Source organism: Pedobacter jejuensis, from assembly GCF_003725795.1.
Taxonomy (GTDB): Bacteria; Bacteroidota; Bacteroidia; order Sphingobacteriales; family Sphingobacteriaceae; genus Pedobacter; species Pedobacter jejuensis.
In genome coordinates this window covers 167,503-186,095 of sequence record NZ_RBEE01000011.1, presented here as the reverse complement: position 1 = coordinate 186,095, position 18,593 = coordinate 167,503, and the positions used below count along the sequence as shown (strand labels likewise).

The window sequence follows — 18,593 nt, the reverse complement described above, 5'->3', positions numbered from 1 at the left end:
ATGAATTTTATAACAAGCAGAATAAAAATTATCGACCGATACATTATTGGCAAATACCTGGGCACATTTATTTATACCCTGGCCATTTTTGTAATTATAATTATTGTTTTCGATTTATCAGAAAAGCTTGATGATTTTTTAAAAAGTGGTTTGGGTTTTTGGGGCGTCTTGTCTAAATACTATGCAGGTTCGATCCCATTTTACATCAACATGCTATCGCCATTAATTAACTTTATTGCCGTAATATTTTTTACAGCAAAAATGGCCGATCAGACCGAGATTGTTCCCATTTTAAGTGGCGGAGTTAGTTTTAATAGATTTTTATGGCCATATTTTGTTTCAGCAACCATCATATTTTCTGCCAATTTAGTATCCAATCTTTATATACTTCCGTACACAAATACGTTGAAAAACAGCTTCGAAAATAATTTTGTTAAACGAAACGACCCTTCGACTAAATCAAACATCCACATGAAACTGGATGATAAAACCTATATCTATATTCAAAGTTTTGATAACAAAACAAATTATGGATATCGCTTTTCACTAGATAATTTTGATGGTGATGTGCTTACCAGAAAAATAATTGCAGATAACATTAAATGGGATTCTACTAAGCGAAAATGGCAGTTGAGCAATTACTCCATTCGAAAAATTGATGGACTAAAAGAAACCATGATTTACGGCAATGGTAAACTAAAAGATACCATTTTAGATATGCGTCCGGATGATTTTTCTGCTTATGATAACGTGGTACAGAACCTTTCAACACCAGAACTTGCAGAAAAAATAAGGAAAGAAAAAATACGCGGAACAGGAATTATGAACGATTTAATGTTCGAACAATATAAACGGTATATACATCCATTATCGGCCTTTGTACTTACATTAATTGGTGTTGCATTATCCTCACGGAAGGTGCGTGGAGGGGTTGGTGTTTCATTAGGTATTGGAATATTTATCAGCTTCGCTTATATCGTATTTAATCAATTTACTCAGATGTTTTCTACCAAGGGAGGTTTACCTCCTTTTGTTGCCGTTTTATCACCAACAATTGTATTCGGATTGCTAGGTTTTTACCTATTAAAACGTGCCCCAAAATAATGGATGCGAATAAAAAAAACTTACTAATCCTGCATCTTACCGTTTTTGTTTGGGGCTTTACAGGCGTGCTTGGTAAAATGATTTCTATTGATGCTGTACCGATGGTTTGGTATAGAGTTTTAATTGCTTCGATAACATTATTTGCGTGGTTTAGCATTACCAAAACCAATATAAAAATTACGAAAAAGCAGTTTATTCAACTATTTTTAACAGGCGGAATTGTAGCCATTCATTGGATATTTTTCTTTCATGCCATAAAGGTTTCTACGGTTTCAGTTACGTTAGTTTGCCTTTCATCATTTACATTATTTACAGCAATACTAGAGCCGCTAATTAAAAAGCATCCAGTTTATAAAGGAGATATCATAATTGGTTTATTAATTATTGTTGGAATTTACATGATATTTAAGTTCGAAAGTCAATATACTTTGGGTATAATTTTCGGTCTTTCTGCAGCATTTGCAGCAAGTATTTTTTCCACTATCAATTCCACATTTGTACAAAAAATCCAGCCTTCTATCATAGGATTTTATGAACTTTCTGGTGGGCTATTTTGGATAACTTTGTATCGTTTTTACGATGGCTCCTTTCTAAATGTGCCTTTTAATTTGGGCACAAATGACTGGATTTATTTAACGATTTTAGGTACGCTTTGTACCTCCGTTGCATATGTTGCAGGCGTATCTGTTATGAAAACTTTATCAGCTTTTCGGACCGCATTAGTAACCAATTTGGAGCCGGTTTATGGCATCCTTTTAGCCTTCATTTTCTTTAAGGATAAAGAACAAATGACGACCGGATTTTACATTGGTGCCACCATCATATTAGCTTCTGTTTTTCTATATCCTATCTACAAAAACAAGAAAAATCACGCCTAGATTTTAATCAAAATAAGACTTAAAGAAGATAATTATTTATTGCTTAATAATAGATCTGCTCGCCAAAATTTCAAGTTTTATATAAGCGCTCATAAGAACTTTAGCGTTAAAATATCCCTCTTAGTCTATAATTGACATCTCTAACAAGTTTTAGACAAAAACTTATATAAAATGCCTTTATGGCTATAGAAACAAGGTATTTATGCTATTTAACAAATTATCAGATAAAAATATTTTTGTTTAAAATAAATCCCTATATGCTGAGGAATCATCGTTAAAGGCGCAAATTTTCGATTAATTCGAGGTAAATAACGAATAAATTTAATGTTTATTCAAGGCTTCAACATCAAAAAACCACCTCATATTCTAAAGTTATTTTATCATTCTCTATCAAATATTTGCTGTTCCAAAGCCTTCCTTTATAAGAATTTTAATCTCAAACCTAAGGATTATAAGGCAATGCAGTTTTCAAATTTAATCGAATCGATCTTTAAAAAACCGAATTACATTTGACCCACAATTGAATTCTGTATAAAACAAGATTGCCTAATACAACAGAAATTTAACAATTGATTTCTATTTGATGTTTGATAATTTCTAATAACTAACTTATGTAAAACTGTCAATTCGTCATATATAAAATCAGATAATTCTAATGCTTACAATAGCAATATCATATATAAAATATCCACTTTGATTATCTAATTATTGATCTGCAAAGTGATTTCAATTTAACAATTCTCACTATGATTCATTAATTCTAAAATTTAACAATAAAAATCATTCTTGTTAAACTCGCCCATATCTTTAAATTCTTGAGTTTACACCGGGAGAATAGTTAAACATTTAGCACAAAAATTGGAGAACGCTACATACATCATTCATATTTGTTGTACAAATTTTCATTTTTAAATCAATTAATTAGTGTAATTTAAGCACCGTATAATTCAATAAATTATCAGTTACCCGAAACATGCAGAACAAGTTTAAATCGATAGATTAAAATTGAATAAAATCCATTATTTAAGATTAATAAAAAATATATAACAAACTGTAAATCATAAATATAATAACTTTAAATAAAATTATTAATTAGTTAAATAATATTCAATAAAAATCAAAAAACTAATTATTTTAGTAATTTACATAAATGAAATTCAATAAACATAACAGTACACTATTTATCAGTTACTTAGCCATCATTACATCAACAATTATTTCACAATCGGTTTTTGGGCAAATTTTTAGTTCCGACCAAAACCCGCTTAGTGTAAAATGGAACTATATTTGTTCGGGGGGCTTTAAAATCATTTACCCAAGAGAGCTTGAAAAAGATGCACAACGAATGGCCAATACCCTACCATTTATTTATCCAAAGGTTGGACTTAGTTTGCGTCAGCAAAAAACAGCTATCCCTATCCTATTACAGAATCAAGGAACCATTGCCAATGGCTTTGTTCAGCTCGGCCCGAAGAAGTCAGAATTTTATGCGACGCCTCCACAAAATTTTGATAGCCAAGACTGGTTGAATAACCTTGCGGTACACGAGCTTCGACATGTTGCTCAGTTTGACAAATTGACAGGAACACAAGCCCATCCATTTCCTGAGTTGGTTTATTTCGCTTACATGGGTGTGGGCATCCCGATTTGGTTTTTTGAAGGCGACGCCGTAGTGAACGAAACTGCATTAACCAACTCTGGTCGCGGGCGACAACCAAAATGGATTATGCCTTACAGAACCTCACTATTGGAGGGAGAAAAATTTTCGTACAGCAAAGCATATTTTGGCTCGAACAAAGATGTAACTCCAGGCTACTACCAAACCGGATTTTTAATGGTGGCGAATATGAAAGCAAAATATGGAAAGTTTATCTCAGACAGTTTGCTGGGCGACATCAGAAAAAGACCTTTGAGGCTTTATCCATTTTCGCAAAGCTTAAAAAAGTTTACCGGAAAAAACACCAAAAATTACTTCGCCAATACTCAAGAAAATCTTATTGAAAAATGGAAAATTCAGGAAGGAAAAATCTCGGCTGAAAACTACGAAAGTCTGAATCAGAAAACATCATTAGCTACCAATTATTTTCTACCAGTTCGCCTAAATAAAAATCAGATTTTGGCACTGAAAGAAAGTAAGCAACAGGCTCGATATTTTGTTATCATAAACGAAGATAAAACCGAACAAAAATTATTCGGAATTGGTTATCAGGAACAGCCTTGGTTTAGCTATAAAAATAACCTTTTGGTTTGGGATGAAATCCGTTACGACCCGCGGTATAAACAACGAAGTTATAGCGTAATATGTAGCTATAATTTTAAGACTAAAAAATTCAATAAGCTCAGTAGCAGAAGTCGCCTCTTCTCCCCTAGCCTTTCTGCAGACGGTAAAAAAATTATTGTAGCAAAAGTTGACTTGAGCAATCAGTTTAATCTGGTAGAAATCGATGCTACTTCGGGGAAGATTTTAAAAACCTACCCCAACCAAGAAAACGAAATTTTGCAAACACCAAGCTTTGATAAAACCGGAAATCGGATTGCTTACATCAGCGTGAGCGAAAAAGGAAAAAGTTTGTGGTTATTGGAAAATGGCAAAAAGATTAATATCATTTCTGGCAGCAGACAGCAACTGAATAGACCAATTTTTATCGGAGATAAAATTGTTTTTAACGCACACTTTAGTGGCATCGATAATATTTACAGCATTAACATTAAAACGAAAAGAATTAATGCATTAAGTAGCGCCAAATATGGTGCCTTTAATCCCACAGAAACTGAAGATGGTAGTATAACTTTTAACGATTACAAAATTAACGGTTATGAAATTGCGGAAAAATCTCTTATTGAAAAACCTGTTGGTCCTTTAACGTTTGTTGATTTTTCATCAGCAGCAGAAAAGCAAGAAAACGTAGGCAATGTTTTTGAAAAAATTCCAGATAGTTCATTCCAGTCAAAACGCTTTCATCAGGCCTTAAACTTATTGAGTTTTCACAGCATAATTCCGGTAATCGATAATGAATATGTTTTTGGTTTAGAACTTCAATCAAACAATTTATTGAACACGATGGACTTCTATACTGGCGCAAAATACCACCGTGATTTGAAACGATTTGAATACACTGCAGATATTAGCTATAAAGCACTTTATCCAGTTTTTAGCTTGCTATACCGCAACCGACCTAAACGAACGTTCTATCGAGCTAAAAACATTAGTCAGCAAGGCGATTGGCGAGAGAACTATGTGAAATTAAATGCAGCTCTTCCGCTTTCGTTTAATGCAAGAAATCATAATTACACCTTTACACTAAATGCGGCAACAAGTTTTACCCAAAGGTATTTACTCGAAAACATGCCTGGCAATTTTATTCGCGAGCTTAAATTTCCGATGGAATATAATTTTACGTTTAACCATAGCGTCCGCACCACCGAAAGAGATATTGCTCCAGAATGGGCGCAAGTGTTAAGAGCCACCTATAATCACCAACCTTTTGATAAAAATTTGGGTGGCGAAATTATGGCGCTAGAAAGTTTCTTTTACTTTCCTGGTTTAGCTAAAAATCATTCTTTCCTGGCAAGTTTTAATTATCAGAAAGCAAGCGGCGTAAATCAATACGCTACAGAAATTTCGACTGTTTATGGTTACAACAACATCTTAGCGAAAAGTAAATTACAAAACACTTTGCTTTTTAATTATCGTTTTCCCTTTGCCTTTCCTGATTGGGAATTGGGTTCGCTGGCATACATTAGAAATTTTAGGGCTGGTTTGTTTAGCCATTATGAAAACATTGGAATAAACACAGATTTGAGTCAGCCAAAAACTTATGGCGTAGAATTGAATAGTAGTTTAAACATTTTGCGCTATCAACCTGTTGTTGATGTTGGAGCCAGATTGGTTTTTGTTAATAAGATTTACAATCAAAATCCGATATTAGAGTTTTCATTTAATTATAGCTTTTAACCCATGAGCGGAAAAACCATTTTCATCATCATTCTAACAGCAATATTGACCATATTTTTAATGGTTAATACCGAGCCTGTCGATTTTAACTTCTTAGTTACAACTGTTGCGGTATCAAAACTTTTGGTAATTGGCATTTGCATTATTGTTGGTTTTATCATCGGTTTCATCGCCGGCCGACCAAGAAAAACAGTTAGCAGCTACGATGATGAGATTCAGAAAAATAATCCTACCGAGAATAAGAAAGATTTGAGCGACGAAGACAGGGCGTATATTAGCTAGACGAGGATTTACCAGGATTTTAATGATTAAACGATTTTAGGATTTTAACATCTGATTAAAATTGTCATTTAAAAACATTGTATTTCTAGATTTTATAGCTTAGTTTGGTTGAAAGAAAGTCCCTATTTCTAAAAAAATAAATTTATTTATTATGATGAAATATGGCGATATCACAGGTCGAATTATCGGCTGTGCAATGAAAGTTCATTCTTTTTTAGGTTCTGGATTTCAGGAAAAGATTTATCAAAAAGCATTAGGTATTGAAATGTCGATTGAAAATCTATCTTACAAAGAAGAGATGACGATGACTATTTTTTATCGGGAAACGAAAATTGGGTGCAGAAGAGTTGATTTTTTCGTTGAAAACAATATCATGGTTGAACTAAAAGCTGTAAGTGAATTAAACGATGCACACCTTGCTCAAGCAATCAATTATCTTGAGGCATATAAACTTCCCGTTGGATTATTAATTAATTTTGGAAGTAGGAGTCTTACTTTTAAAAGAGTTTATAATACAAAGCATCCGGACAACAAAAACCAGGATTAATGGGATTATTTGATTTTAGCATTAATTTGCAATAAAAATCAGGATAGTAGTATCAATGGTTTAGAATTAAATAATACAATAATTTTTGAATGAGAGGATTAACTCGCCTTCCATACTATTCTCATTTCATCCTAAAATCCTGTAATCCTATTAATCCTAGTAGACGACAGTTAGCCCAGTGCAGTCATAATTTCTCCGTACAGCAGACCACTTCCACCACCATAATGCTGTATAATTTTAACCTTCGGTTGAATAGACAAAATATTTTTCTTTAATATTTCTTCTGCGTCTGAATCAATACCATTACCCAAAAGAATCAAATCCACTTCCTGATTTTCTAAAATAGATATCGCCTCCGCATCGCTACAAACGCAAATACCCTTCCATTCTGGCTTGGCATTAAGTAAGCGATTCATCACGACGGTAATTTCTGTATCTCTGCCAATATAAAGTATTGTGGTTTGCATATTTATCCAAAATAATAAACCTCATAGGTTTTTAATACCTATGAGGTATGATAAAAAATAATTATTAATTCAATTCCATCGGAATATCCATTAACAGAACCTCTGCATCTGCAGAAATTGCTTTAAAACTGATGCTTTCTGTATCCCAGATACCAATTGCATCGCGTTTGCTTAGTGTTTGTCCGTCAATGGTAACTTCGCCGCTAATCACAAAAGCATATACACCGTTTCCAGCTTTTTTGATTTTATATGCTGTTTCAAATCCTTCATCGAATTTACCCAGTGAGAACCAAGCATCCTGATGAATCCAAACATTATCATCTTCTGCATTTGGAGATAAAATCTGCTGAAAATTATTGTGTCGAGCATCAACATTTAAAGCTTTTTGGTCGTAACGTGGTGTAACGTTCTTTTTATTTGGAAACAACCAGATTTGCAATAAGTTTAGCTGAACATCCTCCAAAGCATTAAATTCACTATGGCTTACGCCAGTACCCGCACTCATAACCTGAATTTCACCAGCATTAATAACAGCTGAATTACCCATGCTGTCTTTATGAGCAATAGCTCCAGCCAATGGAATCGTAATGATTTCCATATTATCATGTGGATGCGCACCAAAACCCATTCCACCATCAATTAAGTCGTCATTTAAAACTCTTAAAACCCCAAAATGCATTCTATCAGGATTGTAATAGTTAGCAAAACTGAATGAATGATGGGCGTTTAACCAGCCATGATTTGCATGGCCTCTGGTGTTTTCTTTGTGCAAAATAAACTGTGACATAAATTTCCTTTCTTGTTTATGATACAAATTTAAGCTGTGTTTGGCATGTAGGTATTGATGTAGGGTAAGTAATGGCTAGGATTTTCAGGATTATAGGATTTTAAGATTAATGTGCAATACCGTTCTAAATTTCTGAGATATAGATGCAAGAGTAAGTAATGGCTAAGATTTGAGGATTATAGGATTTTAAGATTAAAGTGCACTACCGTTCTAAATTTCTAAGATATTGATGCAAGTATAAATAATAGCTAGGATTTGCAGGATTATAGGATTTTAAGATTAAAGTGTACTAACGCATTAAAGTTTAGATGGAAAAGTAGAGATAAAAAAAAGCGAGATAGAAAAAACACCTGGTTCCCTATCTCGCTTGTAGTTCCTCCTTCTGAAGGCTATGAAGTTAACGCCTGCTCAATGTCTGCAAGAATATCATTAATATGTTCTAGCCCGATTGATAAGCGAACGGAGCCTTGTTCTATACCCACTATATTTCGTTCTTCTTCTGTTAATTTGCTGTGCGTGCTGGTAGCTGGATGCGTTGCAATGGAGCGTGTATCTGCAAGATTTGCCGAAATGGAAAACATTTTCAATCCATCCATAAATTTGCTGGCGCCTTGAACACCGCCATCAACAACAATAGTAACAACACCACCACCTTGTTTCATTTGCTTTTTGGCAATTTCATATTGTGGGTGCGATGGTAGGAAAGGGTATTTTACCAACTTAATTTTAGGGTGTCTTTCAAGATATTCGGCTACTTTTAATGCGTTTTCGCAATGGCGGTCCATGCGAACGGCCAAGGTTTCTAAACTTTTAGATAAAATCCAGGCATTGAAGGGCGATAAAGCAGGACCACTGTGGCGGGCAAAACCTATCACTTCTGTAATTAATTCTTTGGTGCCTAAAATTACGCCACCCAAAACACGCCCTTGTCCGTCGATATATTTTGTTGCCGAATGAATAGAAATATGAGCACCTAACTTAATCGGCTGCTGTAAATAAGGTGTAGCAAAACAGTTATCAACTACTAAAAGTTGATTGTATTTTTTCGCCAAATCGCCCAAAAATTGCAAATCGATAATATCAATACCAGGATTTGACGGCGTTTCTACAAAAATCATTTTTGTATTTGGCTTAATCAGACCTTCCCAATCTTCAGGTTTGTCTAAATCGGCATAATCGAAAGTTACACCCCATTTAGAGAAAACATTGGTTAACAACTGGTGTGTAGAACCAAAAACGGAGCGGCTAGAAATAATATGGTCGCCGCTTTTTAAGAAAGCACCAAACGTAGTAAAAATAGCGGCCATACCAGTTGCTGTTGCGAAACCATCTTCAGCACCTTCTAAAAGACACATTTTTTCTATAAATTCTGATGTGTTTGGGTTTGAATAGCGACTGTAAACGTTACCCTCCTTTTCATTTGCAAATAAAGCCCGCATTTCTTCGGCATCATCAAATTTATAGCTCGATGTTAAGTAAATTGGCGCAGAATGTTCTTTGTGCGAACTGCGTTCGGTTTGAGTTCGTATCGCTATGGTTTCAAAATTTTCGGATTTCATTTTGTTTTGTGATATGAGTATTGAGATTTGTGATATGAGATTCGAGACCTTAAGCCTAAAACCTTTTACCTTAAACCTTATTTATTTTGTATGTAAAGTTTATTTTCGCAGAGCGGCCTAAGATGTTCGAAACAGAGCAATATTTATCGAAAGTCATGGCTAAAGCACGTTCTACTTTTGCAGCGCTTAAATCGCCAAATAAATCGAAATGAATTTCAATTTCATCGAAAATTGGTGGCATCTCTTCGTCTTTTCGTGTGGCATTAATGGCTATTTTAATATCATCTAAAGGTTCTTTTTGTTTCGTTAAAACATTAACCATATCAATGCCACTACAACCACCAAGACCTACCAAAAGCATCTCCATTGGCCTGAAACCTTTACCTTCGCCTCCAATAGCAGCTTTAGCATCCAATTCTACAGTAAAGCCACTTTCATTTACTGCCTCAAAATTAAATTTTCCGCTTTTGCGGATGAGATTTATGTTCATTTTGTTATTCACGATTATTCAGTATCCAATATCAAGACGCATTTTGCTTTAGTCTTTCAGCTTTTACCTTTCAGCTCTTTTAAATATTATAATAAACTAAATTGTCTTTTTCCAGTTCGGGCAGTTTAACGGGTTCGTTAAAAATTGCAAAAACCGACGAACCGCTACCACTCATTAAAGCGAATGTTGCGCCTGCATCGTATAAATTGGTTTTTATTTGATGAATTTGGGGATATTTTGCGAAAACCGAAATTTCGAAATCGTTGATAACCTTATTTTTCCATGTTGTTGGCGACAAATGTATGATTTCTTTTAACGATTGCAAAGGCTTTTTAGGTTTTACCAAAGCGTATGCGTCAGCTGTGCTGACATGTAAAGGTGGTTTCACCAAAACTTTAAACCAGGCTGACAAATCTACTTCACATTTTTCGAACTCATCGCCTTTATTGAAAGCATAAACTGGCTTGTTTTCGATAAAAAAAGCACAATCCGCACCTAGCTGACGAGCATAATTTTCCATTTCATCTACCGATAAACCCAAATTGAATTTTTCATTAATCAGTTTAATTACAAAAGCGCAATCTGCAGAGCCACCACCCAAACCAGCACCTACCGGAATATTTTTCAAAAGATTTATTTGTTGCGATGGAATATCAAAATCAGCTTTGATGAGGTGATAAGCTTTTAAACAGAGATTATCATTCGCATCTCCAGGAATATCAATACCATGAATTTTGCAAGATGTATGTTCGTTATCTGTAATTTCTACAGCATCTTTTATATTTATTGGATAAAAAACAGTTTCGAGGTTGTGATAGCCATCCGCCCTTTTTTCGGTAATGTTTAAACCCAGATTTATTTTTGCGTTTGGAAAAGATAACATGCAGATTGAGATTTGAGATTTGAGATTTGAGATTTACCTCAAAGTCAAATATTGTTCTGATGCAAACATACAAAAGTCAGGCTTGTTTAAAAATCCATCAATGTAGAAAACTAAAAGATTTCGGGATTAAGATTTTTTACATATTTGTAATTGATAATTTATTCAAGATTAAAATCCCCATCAGGGGTTTGGGGTATATGAAACAATATTTAGATTTAATGCAGCATGTGCTGGATAATGGCGCACAAAAACATGACCGTACCGGCACCGGAACCATTAGTGTTTTTGGTCACCAAATGCGATTTAATTTGCAGGAAGGCTTCCCGATGGTTACAACTAAAAAACTGCATTTAAAATCAATCATTCACGAATTAATTTGGTTTTTAACAGGCGATACCAATATCAAATACTTAAAAGATAATGGTGTACGTATTTGGGATGAATGGGCAGATGAAAATGGAGATTTAGGTCCTGTTTATGGTTCGCAGTGGAGAAGTTGGCCAACACCTGATGGTAAACATATCGACCAGATTACCAATATCATCAATACGATAAAAAATAATCCAGATTCGCGTAGAATTATTGTTTCTGCATGGAATGTTGCTGAAATTGAAAATATGGCTTTACCACCTTGCCATGCTTTTTTCCAGTTTTATGTTGCACCCGCTAACCCCCTAAAGGGTGAAACAAAAGGCACACTTAGTTTACAATTGTATCAGCGCAGTGCTGATATTTTCTTAGGCGTACCATTCAATATTGCATCATACGCTTTGTTAACGATGATGGTGGCACAGGTTTGTGACTTACAAGCCGGAGATTTTGTTCATACTTTAGGTGATGCGCATTTGTATAACAACCACATTGAGCAAGCCAATCTTCAATTAAGTAGAGCGCCAAAACCGTTGCCTACAATGAAAATTAATCCTGATGTGAAAAGCATTTTCGATTTTAAGTTTGAAGATTTTACTTTGGAGAATTATGAGGCGCATCCACATATTAAGGGTGTAGTGGCGGTGTAGTTCATTGGTCATTTGTTCATTAGTCATTTGTTTGGGTGTCTAATAAAACTTAAGAAAAATCATCCTTATAATTCATTTTAAAAAATAAAAACATGAATTATAAATTAGAAGACTTAGAAGTTTATAATCTTTCTGAAGTAATTTCAGATAAGATATGGAACATTGTAATTACTTGGGATTATTTTTCGAAAGATACCATCGGAAAACAATTATGCAGAGCTGCCGATTCAATTAGCGCAAATATTGCTGAGGGATATGGCCGCTATCATTTCAAAGAAAATAAGAACTTTTGTTATTACAGCCGAGGCTCAATTTTAGAGGTGAAATCTTTTTTAAGGAAATCAAAAAATCGAAAACTCATCTCAGACGAGATTTATCAAGTGCTTTATTTGGACTTGCAAACTATTCACTTAAAATTGAATGCATATATTAAATATATCGGAAACAAGCCCGAAATACAATAACCGAAGTAATTACAAGTTAATTTTGCACTATGTTTAAAATCCCTGCAAACTAATGAACTAATGTCCAATGACTAATTAACGAATGACTAATGACTAATGAACAAAAATCTATCTCTATAGCCGTTGCCGTAGGCGAAAACTTCGCCATTGGTAAAAACAACCAACTTTTATGGCATATGCCTGCTGATTTAAAGTTTTTTAAACAAACCACTTCTGGGCATACCGTTATTATGGGTCGTAAGACGTTTGATTCTGTTGGCAAACCTTTGCCAAACCGCAGAAATATCGTAATTACAAGAGATACCTCATTGCACATTGATGGCGTAGAAATAGTAAATAGCTTAGATGAAGCTTTGGAAATAACCAAAAGTGAAGAAAAACCAGTATTCATTGTTGGCGGTGCAGAGATTTATCGCCAGGCTTTACCGAAAACGGATATACTTTATTTGACAACTATCCACCATACTTTTGATGCGGATACTTTCTTCCCTGCAATAGATAGAAATGAATGGGAAACGATTAGTTCTGAGCCACATCAAGCTGATGAAAAGAATAAATACGATTATACTTTTGAGGTTTTGAAAAGAAAGTAACTTTTTTTATTAACCACAGAGAAAAAGAGATTTTCACAGAGGATAAAAAGAATTTACAGAGGACAAAAAGAAACTATGATTAGCTAAAGCAATTGTCAATAGCGGTGATAATTGCGCTCAGCCGAAAATCTTTATCCTATCCGTGCCACCTAAACCCGATATTCGTGGATGCCGATTTTTCATCGGCAGGAACATTAGCGGGACCGAACCAAACCCAAAAGCTACTGCAATTGCTTTCCAAATAAGTCACCTGCTATAACAATACTACTAAACTGTTATAGTAACTAAACATCCTCAATACATCCTCCATTAATAGTAGATTAAGCAATTTACAATTTAATAGCTACCCTTCTCGTGCCATCTAAACCCGATATTCGTAGATGCCGATTTTTCATCGGCAGGAACATTAGCGGGACCGAACCAAAGCAAAAAGCTGCTGCAATTGCTTTCCAAATAAATTTCAGCTTCAAAATCAAAAGCTTCAATAAGTTCTGCGTAACAAAAGTGGCTTTATTGCCCCGTAAAAATTTATGTTAATAAATTATCAATTAAGGGGTTCTATAATTTAAAAATTTAATTAGATTTGCCGACTTGTTAAAAAACAGCGAAAGACAAATTATTTTAAACAAACAATGCAAGGAAAAGGTTTTATTAAGTTTATAGCGATAGTATTAGCTATCGTTTGTGCGTATGCACTTTCTTTTACTTTGGTAGCATCCAGTGTAGAAAAAGACGCAAAAAACTATGCGAAAGGTGATTTAGCCAAAGAGAAGGCTTATTTAGATTCGATGAGTACGGAGAAAGTTTATCCTCTTTTGGGTTTTACTTATCAATCTGTTAAATCTAAAGAAATTAATTTAGGCTTAGATTTAAAAGGCGGAATGAATGTAACGATGGAAATATCGTTAGCAGAATTGGTTAAATCTTTAGCAGATAATACAACTGATGCTAATTTTAACAAAGCTTTACAGAACGCTCAAGTTCAACTAAACGCTGGTGGTAAAGATTACATTAAATTGTTTGTTAATGAATTTGAAAAACTAAGCCCAGGCGTAAAACTTGCAGATTACTTTTCTAACCAGGATAATGCAACTCAATTAAAATCGAGCGCTAGTAATGGCGAGGTTCAATCGTTTTTAGAAAAAGAAGCAACAAGTGCTATCGACCGTTCATTTATCATTTTGCGTTCGCGTATTGATGGTTTTGGTGTTGTTAGTCCAAATATGCAAAAGCAAGAAGGCAGCAATCGTATTTTGATTGAAATGCCGGGTGTGCAGGATAAAGAGCGTGTTTATAAATTATTGCAAGGTTCTGCCGAATTACAATTTTGGCAAGTTTACGAAGTGCAAGAAGTGGTTTCTTTATTAGAAAACATCAATAAAACTTTGGCTTCTACATTAAAAGAACCTACAACTACAGCATCAGCTGATACAACTGCTACCCCGGCTACAGGCGGAAAGTTAGCAGGTTTAGAAAAGTCAGCAACTGATACTACTAAAGGTGGCAAGTTAGCTGGTTTAGGTAAAAAAGACTCAACGGCTGCAAAAGCTGCTGTAGCAAAATCAAACCCATTATTTTCAATTTTAAGCATTCCGACTTATCAAGGAGAAAATGGTCAGCCGGCTTTACGCCCAGGACCAGTTGTTGGTTGGGTTGCACAAAAAGATACGGCTAAAGTTAATGCATACTTCAAAATGCCTGAAGTAGCTGCTTCTATACCTTCTACAATGAAGTTTATGTGGAGTGCAAAACCTATGGAAGGCTCTAAGGTTTTTGAACTATATGCAATTAAAGTTACAAGTGCTGATGGTAAACCAGATTTAGGTGGTGACGCGATTAGCGATTCTCGTAATGATTTTGACCAAAAAGGCAAGCCTGAAGTAACCATGTACATGACCAGCGAAGGCGCTGCAAAATGGAAAAAAATTACTGCTCAGGCTGCAGGAAATGTTAACGATGAAAATGATAACAAATCTATCGCTGTAGTTTTAGATAACAGTGTTTATACAGCTCCAAGAGTTGGTGGAGAAATTCCAAATGGTGTTTCATCTATTTCAGGAAACTTTACGCAAGAAGATACAAAAGATTTATCGAACATTTTAAAGGCTGGTAAATTGCCTGCTCCTGCTCGTATTGCTGGTAGCTACATTGTTGGTCCTACGTTAGGTGCACAAGCCATTCATGATGGTTTAATATCTTTCATCATCGCATTTATCGTAATCTTAGTCTTTATGGCTCTGTATTACCACCGTGCTGGTTGGGTAGCTAACTTTGCTTTATTGTTAAACTTATTCTTCATTATGGGGATATTGGTTTCACTTGGAGCAGTATTAACCTTACCTGGTATTGCTGGTATCGTTTTGGTAATTGGTTTATCAGTTGATGCGAACATCCTAATTTTTGAAAGGATTCGTGAAGAACTTGCGCAAGGAAAGAATGTTGCAACTGCAATTAAAGAAGGTTTTAAACATGCAATGCCTTCAATTATCGACTCAAATGTTACTTTATTTATCTTAGGAGCAATTCTTTGGTTCTTCGGTAGCGGACCAGTTCAAGGTTTTGCAACCACATTATGTATTGGTATTCTATCATCATTATTTGCAGCTGTTGCAATCTCGAGAGTTGTTTTTGATTCATTACTGAACCGTAAAATTGAAATCAATTTTGATAACAACTTTACCCGTAATGCCTTTAAAAATGTGGCTTTCAACTTTGTTGGTCGCCGTAAAATTTACTATGTTATTTCTACTGTAATAATTGTTTTAGGTTTTGTATTCTACTTTAAAAACGGTGGTTTAAACCTGGGTGTAGATTTTAAAGGTGGTAGAACTTATTTGGTTCATTTCGACAAAGCCGTTAACACAGAAGATTTAAAAGTAAAATTAAATCCTGTTTTTGGCAACGAAACACCTGAAGTGAAAACTGCAGGCGAAGATAGTCAGGTAAAAATTACAACCACGTTCCACATTGAAGATCAAAATCCTAAAACGGACAAAGTTGTAGAAGATGCTTTAAATAAAGGTTTAGCAGGTTCTAAATATGAAATTGTTAGCTCGCAAAAAGTAACTCCAATTATCGCTAGTGATATTGTTAATGGTGCTTTCTACGCAGTGTTATTATCATGTTTGTTCATGTTTATTTACATCGTAGTACGTTTCAAAAAATGGCAATATGGTTTAGGTGCAGTAATTGCATTATTCCATGATGTGCTTATGGTACTATCATTCTACACAATTTTAGATGGTGTTATGCCATTCTCATTAGAAATTGGTCAGGATTTTATTGCAGCAATTTTAACGGTAATGGGTTACACCATGACAGAAACTGTTGTTGTGTTCGACCGTATTCGTGAGAAACTAAAAGAATCGGGCAAGGAAGATTTACATGGCGAAGCACGTAACAACTTAATTAACTTTGCTTTAAACAGCACATTAAGTCGTACCATTTTAACATCACTAACGGTATTCTTCGTGCTATTGGTTATCTTCATCTTTGGTGGCGATAGCATCCGTGGGTTTATCTTCGCATTGTTAATTGGTCGTATTATTGGTACGTACTCATCACTATGCATCTCTACTCCTATCGTAATCGATTTGGGAAGTTCTGCAGAGAAGAAAAACTAAGATTTTTATAGAACATATTTAAACGCCTCGATCTAATCGGGGCGTTTTTTTTTGCCTTTTACTTTAAAAGTGTTTCACCGTAAATTTATTACAGGGTCTTTATAATAAATTAGCTCTCTATTAAGATGCTGAAATAAATTCAGCATGACGACTTAGTTAAAATAACACGTTGAGGTTTTTGAAAATCAAAACCAGCAATTCTTGGGTTAGACCTGTCCTGCTGTACACTTTATTTCGCTGCGCTTCATGCTCGTTTCCATCAGGTTTAGGCACTTAAACCTGTACTAAAAACTTCCATAAAACCCATATCGTCATACCAAAGTTATATAAGGGAATGATTGCTACTGAATGTCAAATCTTAAACCTTTTGGCTATCTTTTTGTTACATTAGCATTAAACAATCAGATAAAAAATGGATTTACAACTTCCTAAAAGTGAATACCCTAGAGTAGTTATAGTTGGCGGTGGATTTGGTGGAATCGAATTAGCAAAAAGATTAAAAAACAAACCTTTTCAAGTGGTTATGTTGGATAAACATAATTACCACACTTTTCAACCTTTACTATATCAGGTAGCTACAGGAGGATTGGAGGCAGATTCTATCGCTTTTCCACTTCGTAAAATTTTCAAAGGACAAAAAAACCTAACTTTTAGGGTAGCTAAAGTTAAAGAGGTTATTGCAGCAGAAAATTGTTTGCTAACTGATATTGGAAAAGTTAATTATGATTATCTGGTAATTGCAACGGGCTCAACCAGTAATTTCTTCGGCAATAAAGAAATTGAAGCGAATTCAATGCCAATGAAATCTATCCCAGAAGCATTAGACTTAAGAAGCTTGATTCTACAAAACTTCGAAAAATCACTTATCGAAACAGATAAGGACAAAAAGAGTGCTTTATTAAATTTTGTTGTTGTTGGCGGCGGACCAACAGGTGTAGAAACCGCTGGTGCCATTGCTGAGCTTAAAAAGCATGTTATTCCTAACGATTACCCGGAAATGGATTTGAAAAAGGTGAACATATACCTTGTTGAAAATTCGCCTGAGTTGCTAGGTCCGATGTCTCCACAAGCCCAACAGAAATCAAAAGATTTCTTATTGCAAATGGGCGTTAAAGTAATGAATGAAACCCGCGTATTAGGTTACGATGGACATACCTTAAGCTTACAAGATAAATCGCCAATTTTAAGCTCTACCGTTATTTGGAGTGCTGGAGTAAAAGGGGAAGTTTTAGCTGGTTTGGATAAAGCCGAAGTTGTTCGTGGAGGAAGATTGAAAACAGATACCCAGAACTTAGTGGTAGGTTATCCAAATGTTTATGCTATTGGCGATGTTGCTGCTATTATTGATGAAGAAACGCCAAACGGGCACCCGGGAGTTGCTCCAGCAGCCATACAACAGGGGCATCATTTAGCAAAAAACTTGATGAATATCGTAGAAAAAAAGCCGCTTGAAAAATTTAAATATTTCGATAAAGGTTCAATGGCAACCGTTGGCAGAAATAAAGCTGTAGTTGATATAGGTAAAATTCATTTTCAAGGAATATTTGCCTGGTTTACCTGGATGTTTGTTCACCTGATGACCTTAGTCGGCTTTCGAAATAAACTTATTGTTTTTATCAATTGGCTTTGGAGTTATTTCAGCTATGATAGAGGCACAAGATTGATTATCAGAACATTTGCTAAAGACAGAAGCATCGATTATAGAGAAGAAGCAAAGGAAGTTCATTAGATCATTGGTTCATTGGTCATTAGTACGTTCGTTCATTGGATCATTGGTAATTGGTTTATTGGTCATTGGTTCATTGGTAGTTATTAATTGTTCATTGCCCATTTTCCATTTTCAATTATCCATTTTCAATCACCCATCGTCCATTTCCATTAAATAGTTGTTTAATATCTTCTTTGTGGAAAACTTTGAGCAATTTGCGGTTAAAACCGAATC

The 18,593-nt window shown here is 34.8% G+C and carries 15 protein-coding genes; 10 read left to right on the top strand and 5 right to left on the bottom strand.

Annotated elements, in window-relative coordinates; genetic code table 11:
* The 5 genes from D7004_RS07290 (at position 1) to D7004_RS07270 (ending at position 6,766) form a co-directional block, all read left to right on the top strand.
* Positions 1-1,104 carry an LptF/LptG family permease gene (locus D7004_RS07290; protein WP_123205212.1) on the top strand — a complete coding sequence of 368 codons (1,104 nt, stop codon included), beginning with the start codon at positions 1-3 and terminating at the stop codon, positions 1,102-1,104.
* Positions 1,104-1,982 carry a DMT family transporter gene (locus tag D7004_RS07285; RefSeq protein WP_123205211.1) on the top strand — a complete coding sequence of 293 codons (879 nt, stop codon included), beginning with the start codon at positions 1,104-1,106 and terminating at the stop codon, positions 1,980-1,982. Before D7004_RS07290 ends, D7004_RS07285 begins: the two co-directional genes overlap by 1 nt.
* A 1,150-nt stretch (positions 1,983-3,132) precedes the next feature.
* Entirely contained in the window at positions 3,133-5,937 is a 2,805-nt protein-coding gene (locus tag D7004_RS07280; RefSeq protein WP_123205210.1) for a TolB family protein, read from the top strand.
* 3 nt (positions 5,938-5,940) lie between these two features.
* The gene (locus tag D7004_RS07275; RefSeq protein ID WP_123205209.1) at positions 5,941-6,219 is read left to right on the top strand and encodes a lipopolysaccharide assembly protein LapA domain-containing protein; all 279 of its coding nucleotides are present in this window, start codon (positions 5,941-5,943) and stop codon (positions 6,217-6,219) included.
* Positions 6,220-6,370: 151 nt separating this feature from the next.
* Positions 6,371-6,766, top strand: a complete 396-nt coding sequence (locus D7004_RS07270) for a GxxExxY protein (protein WP_208646807.1) — start codon at positions 6,371-6,373, stop codon at positions 6,764-6,766.
* A gap of 170 nt (positions 6,767-6,936) precedes the next feature.
* Here the strand turns inward: D7004_RS07270 and D7004_RS07265 are convergent, their stop codons facing one another.
* From D7004_RS07265 to ispE, 5 genes are all read right to left on the bottom strand, one after another.
* On the bottom strand, positions 6,937-7,233 hold the full coding sequence (locus D7004_RS07265; protein WP_123205207.1) for a response regulator: 297 nt from the start codon (positions 7,231-7,233) through the stop codon (positions 6,937-6,939).
* A 64-nt stretch (positions 7,234-7,297) separates the two neighbouring features.
* Positions 7,298-8,020 carry a pirin family protein gene (locus tag D7004_RS07260; protein WP_123205206.1) on the bottom strand — a complete coding sequence of 241 codons (723 nt, stop codon included), beginning with the start codon at positions 8,018-8,020 and terminating at the stop codon, positions 7,298-7,300.
* Positions 8,021-8,409: 389 nt separating this feature from the next.
* Positions 8,410-9,579 (bottom strand): trans-sulfuration enzyme family protein, encoded by a 1,170-nt coding sequence (locus D7004_RS07255; protein ID WP_123205205.1) that lies wholly within the window; start codon positions 9,577-9,579, stop codon positions 8,410-8,412.
* 70 nt (positions 9,580-9,649) lie between these two features.
* Positions 9,650-10,069 carry an OsmC family protein gene (locus tag D7004_RS07250; protein ID WP_123205204.1) on the bottom strand — a complete coding sequence of 140 codons (420 nt, stop codon included), beginning with the start codon at positions 10,067-10,069 and terminating at the stop codon, positions 9,650-9,652.
* A 79-nt stretch (positions 10,070-10,148) separates the two neighbouring features.
* Entirely contained in the window at positions 10,149-10,952 is an 804-nt protein-coding gene (ispE, locus tag D7004_RS07245; protein ID WP_123205203.1) for a 4-(cytidine 5'-diphospho)-2-C-methyl-D-erythritol kinase, read from the bottom strand.
* A gap of 197 nt (positions 10,953-11,149) precedes the next feature.
* On the opposite strand from ispE, the gene D7004_RS07240 reads away from it, so the two are divergent.
* The 5 genes from D7004_RS07240 to D7004_RS07220 all read left to right on the top strand — a co-directional run bounded on the left by D7004_RS07240 (position 11,150) and on the right by D7004_RS07220 (position 18,380).
* Positions 11,150-11,971 carry a thymidylate synthase gene (locus D7004_RS07240; RefSeq protein ID WP_123205265.1) on the top strand — a complete coding sequence of 274 codons (822 nt, stop codon included), beginning with the start codon at positions 11,150-11,152 and terminating at the stop codon, positions 11,969-11,971.
* 92 nt (positions 11,972-12,063) lie between these two features.
* Positions 12,064-12,435, top strand: coding sequence for a four helix bundle protein (locus D7004_RS07235; protein WP_123205202.1), 372 nt, complete (start codon positions 12,064-12,066; stop codon positions 12,433-12,435).
* Between the two features lie 89 nt (positions 12,436-12,524).
* On the top strand, positions 12,525-13,028 hold the full coding sequence (locus D7004_RS07230) for a dihydrofolate reductase (protein ID WP_123205201.1): 504 nt from the start codon (positions 12,525-12,527) through the stop codon (positions 13,026-13,028).
* 632 nt (positions 13,029-13,660) lie between these two features.
* The gene (gene secDF, locus D7004_RS07225; RefSeq protein WP_123205200.1) at positions 13,661-16,651 is read left to right on the top strand and encodes a protein translocase subunit SecDF; all 2,991 of its coding nucleotides are present in this window, start codon (positions 13,661-13,663) and stop codon (positions 16,649-16,651) included.
* 412 nt (positions 16,652-17,063) lie between these two features.
* Positions 17,064-18,380, top strand: a complete 1,317-nt coding sequence (locus D7004_RS07220; protein ID WP_123205199.1) for an NAD(P)/FAD-dependent oxidoreductase — start codon at positions 17,064-17,066, stop codon at positions 18,378-18,380.
* Positions 18,381-18,593 lie beyond the last annotated feature (213 nt).

Coding starts and splice junctions, on each gene's coding strand:
- D7004_RS07255 (WP_123205205.1), bottom strand. CDS start 9,579: ATGAAATCCGAAAATTTTGAAACCATAGCGATACGAACTCAAACCGAA.
- D7004_RS07240 (WP_123205265.1), top strand. CDS start 11,150: ATGAAACAATATTTAGATTTAATGCAGCATGTGCTGGATAATGGCGCA.
- D7004_RS07275 (WP_123205209.1), top strand. CDS start 5,941: ATGAGCGGAAAAACCATTTTCATCATCATTCTAACAGCAATATTGACC.
- D7004_RS07220 (WP_123205199.1), top strand. CDS start 17,064: ATGGATTTACAACTTCCTAAAAGTGAATACCCTAGAGTAGTTATAGTT.
- D7004_RS07250 (WP_123205204.1), bottom strand. CDS start 10,069: ATGAACATAAATCTCATCCGCAAAAGCGGAAAATTTAATTTTGAGGCA.
- secDF (WP_123205200.1), top strand. CDS start 13,661: ATGCAAGGAAAAGGTTTTATTAAGTTTATAGCGATAGTATTAGCTATC.
- D7004_RS07230 (WP_123205201.1), top strand. CDS start 12,525: ATGACTAATGAACAAAAATCTATCTCTATAGCCGTTGCCGTAGGCGAA.
- D7004_RS07260 (WP_123205206.1), bottom strand. CDS start 8,020: ATGTCACAGTTTATTTTGCACAAAGAAAACACCAGAGGCCATGCAAAT.
- D7004_RS07265 (WP_123205207.1), bottom strand. CDS start 7,233: ATGCAAACCACAATACTTTATATTGGCAGAGATACAGAAATTACCGTC.
- ispE (WP_123205203.1), bottom strand. CDS start 10,952: ATGTTATCTTTTCCAAACGCAAAAATAAATCTGGGTTTAAACATTACC.
- D7004_RS07285 (WP_123205211.1), top strand. CDS start 1,104: ATGGATGCGAATAAAAAAAACTTACTAATCCTGCATCTTACCGTTTTT.
- D7004_RS07280 (WP_123205210.1), top strand. CDS start 3,133: ATGAAATTCAATAAACATAACAGTACACTATTTATCAGTTACTTAGCC.
- D7004_RS07270 (WP_208646807.1), top strand. CDS start 6,371: ATGATGAAATATGGCGATATCACAGGTCGAATTATCGGCTGTGCAATG.
- D7004_RS07235 (WP_123205202.1), top strand. CDS start 12,064: ATGAATTATAAATTAGAAGACTTAGAAGTTTATAATCTTTCTGAAGTA.
- D7004_RS07290 (WP_123205212.1), top strand. CDS start 1: ATGAATTTTATAACAAGCAGAATAAAAATTATCGACCGATACATTATT.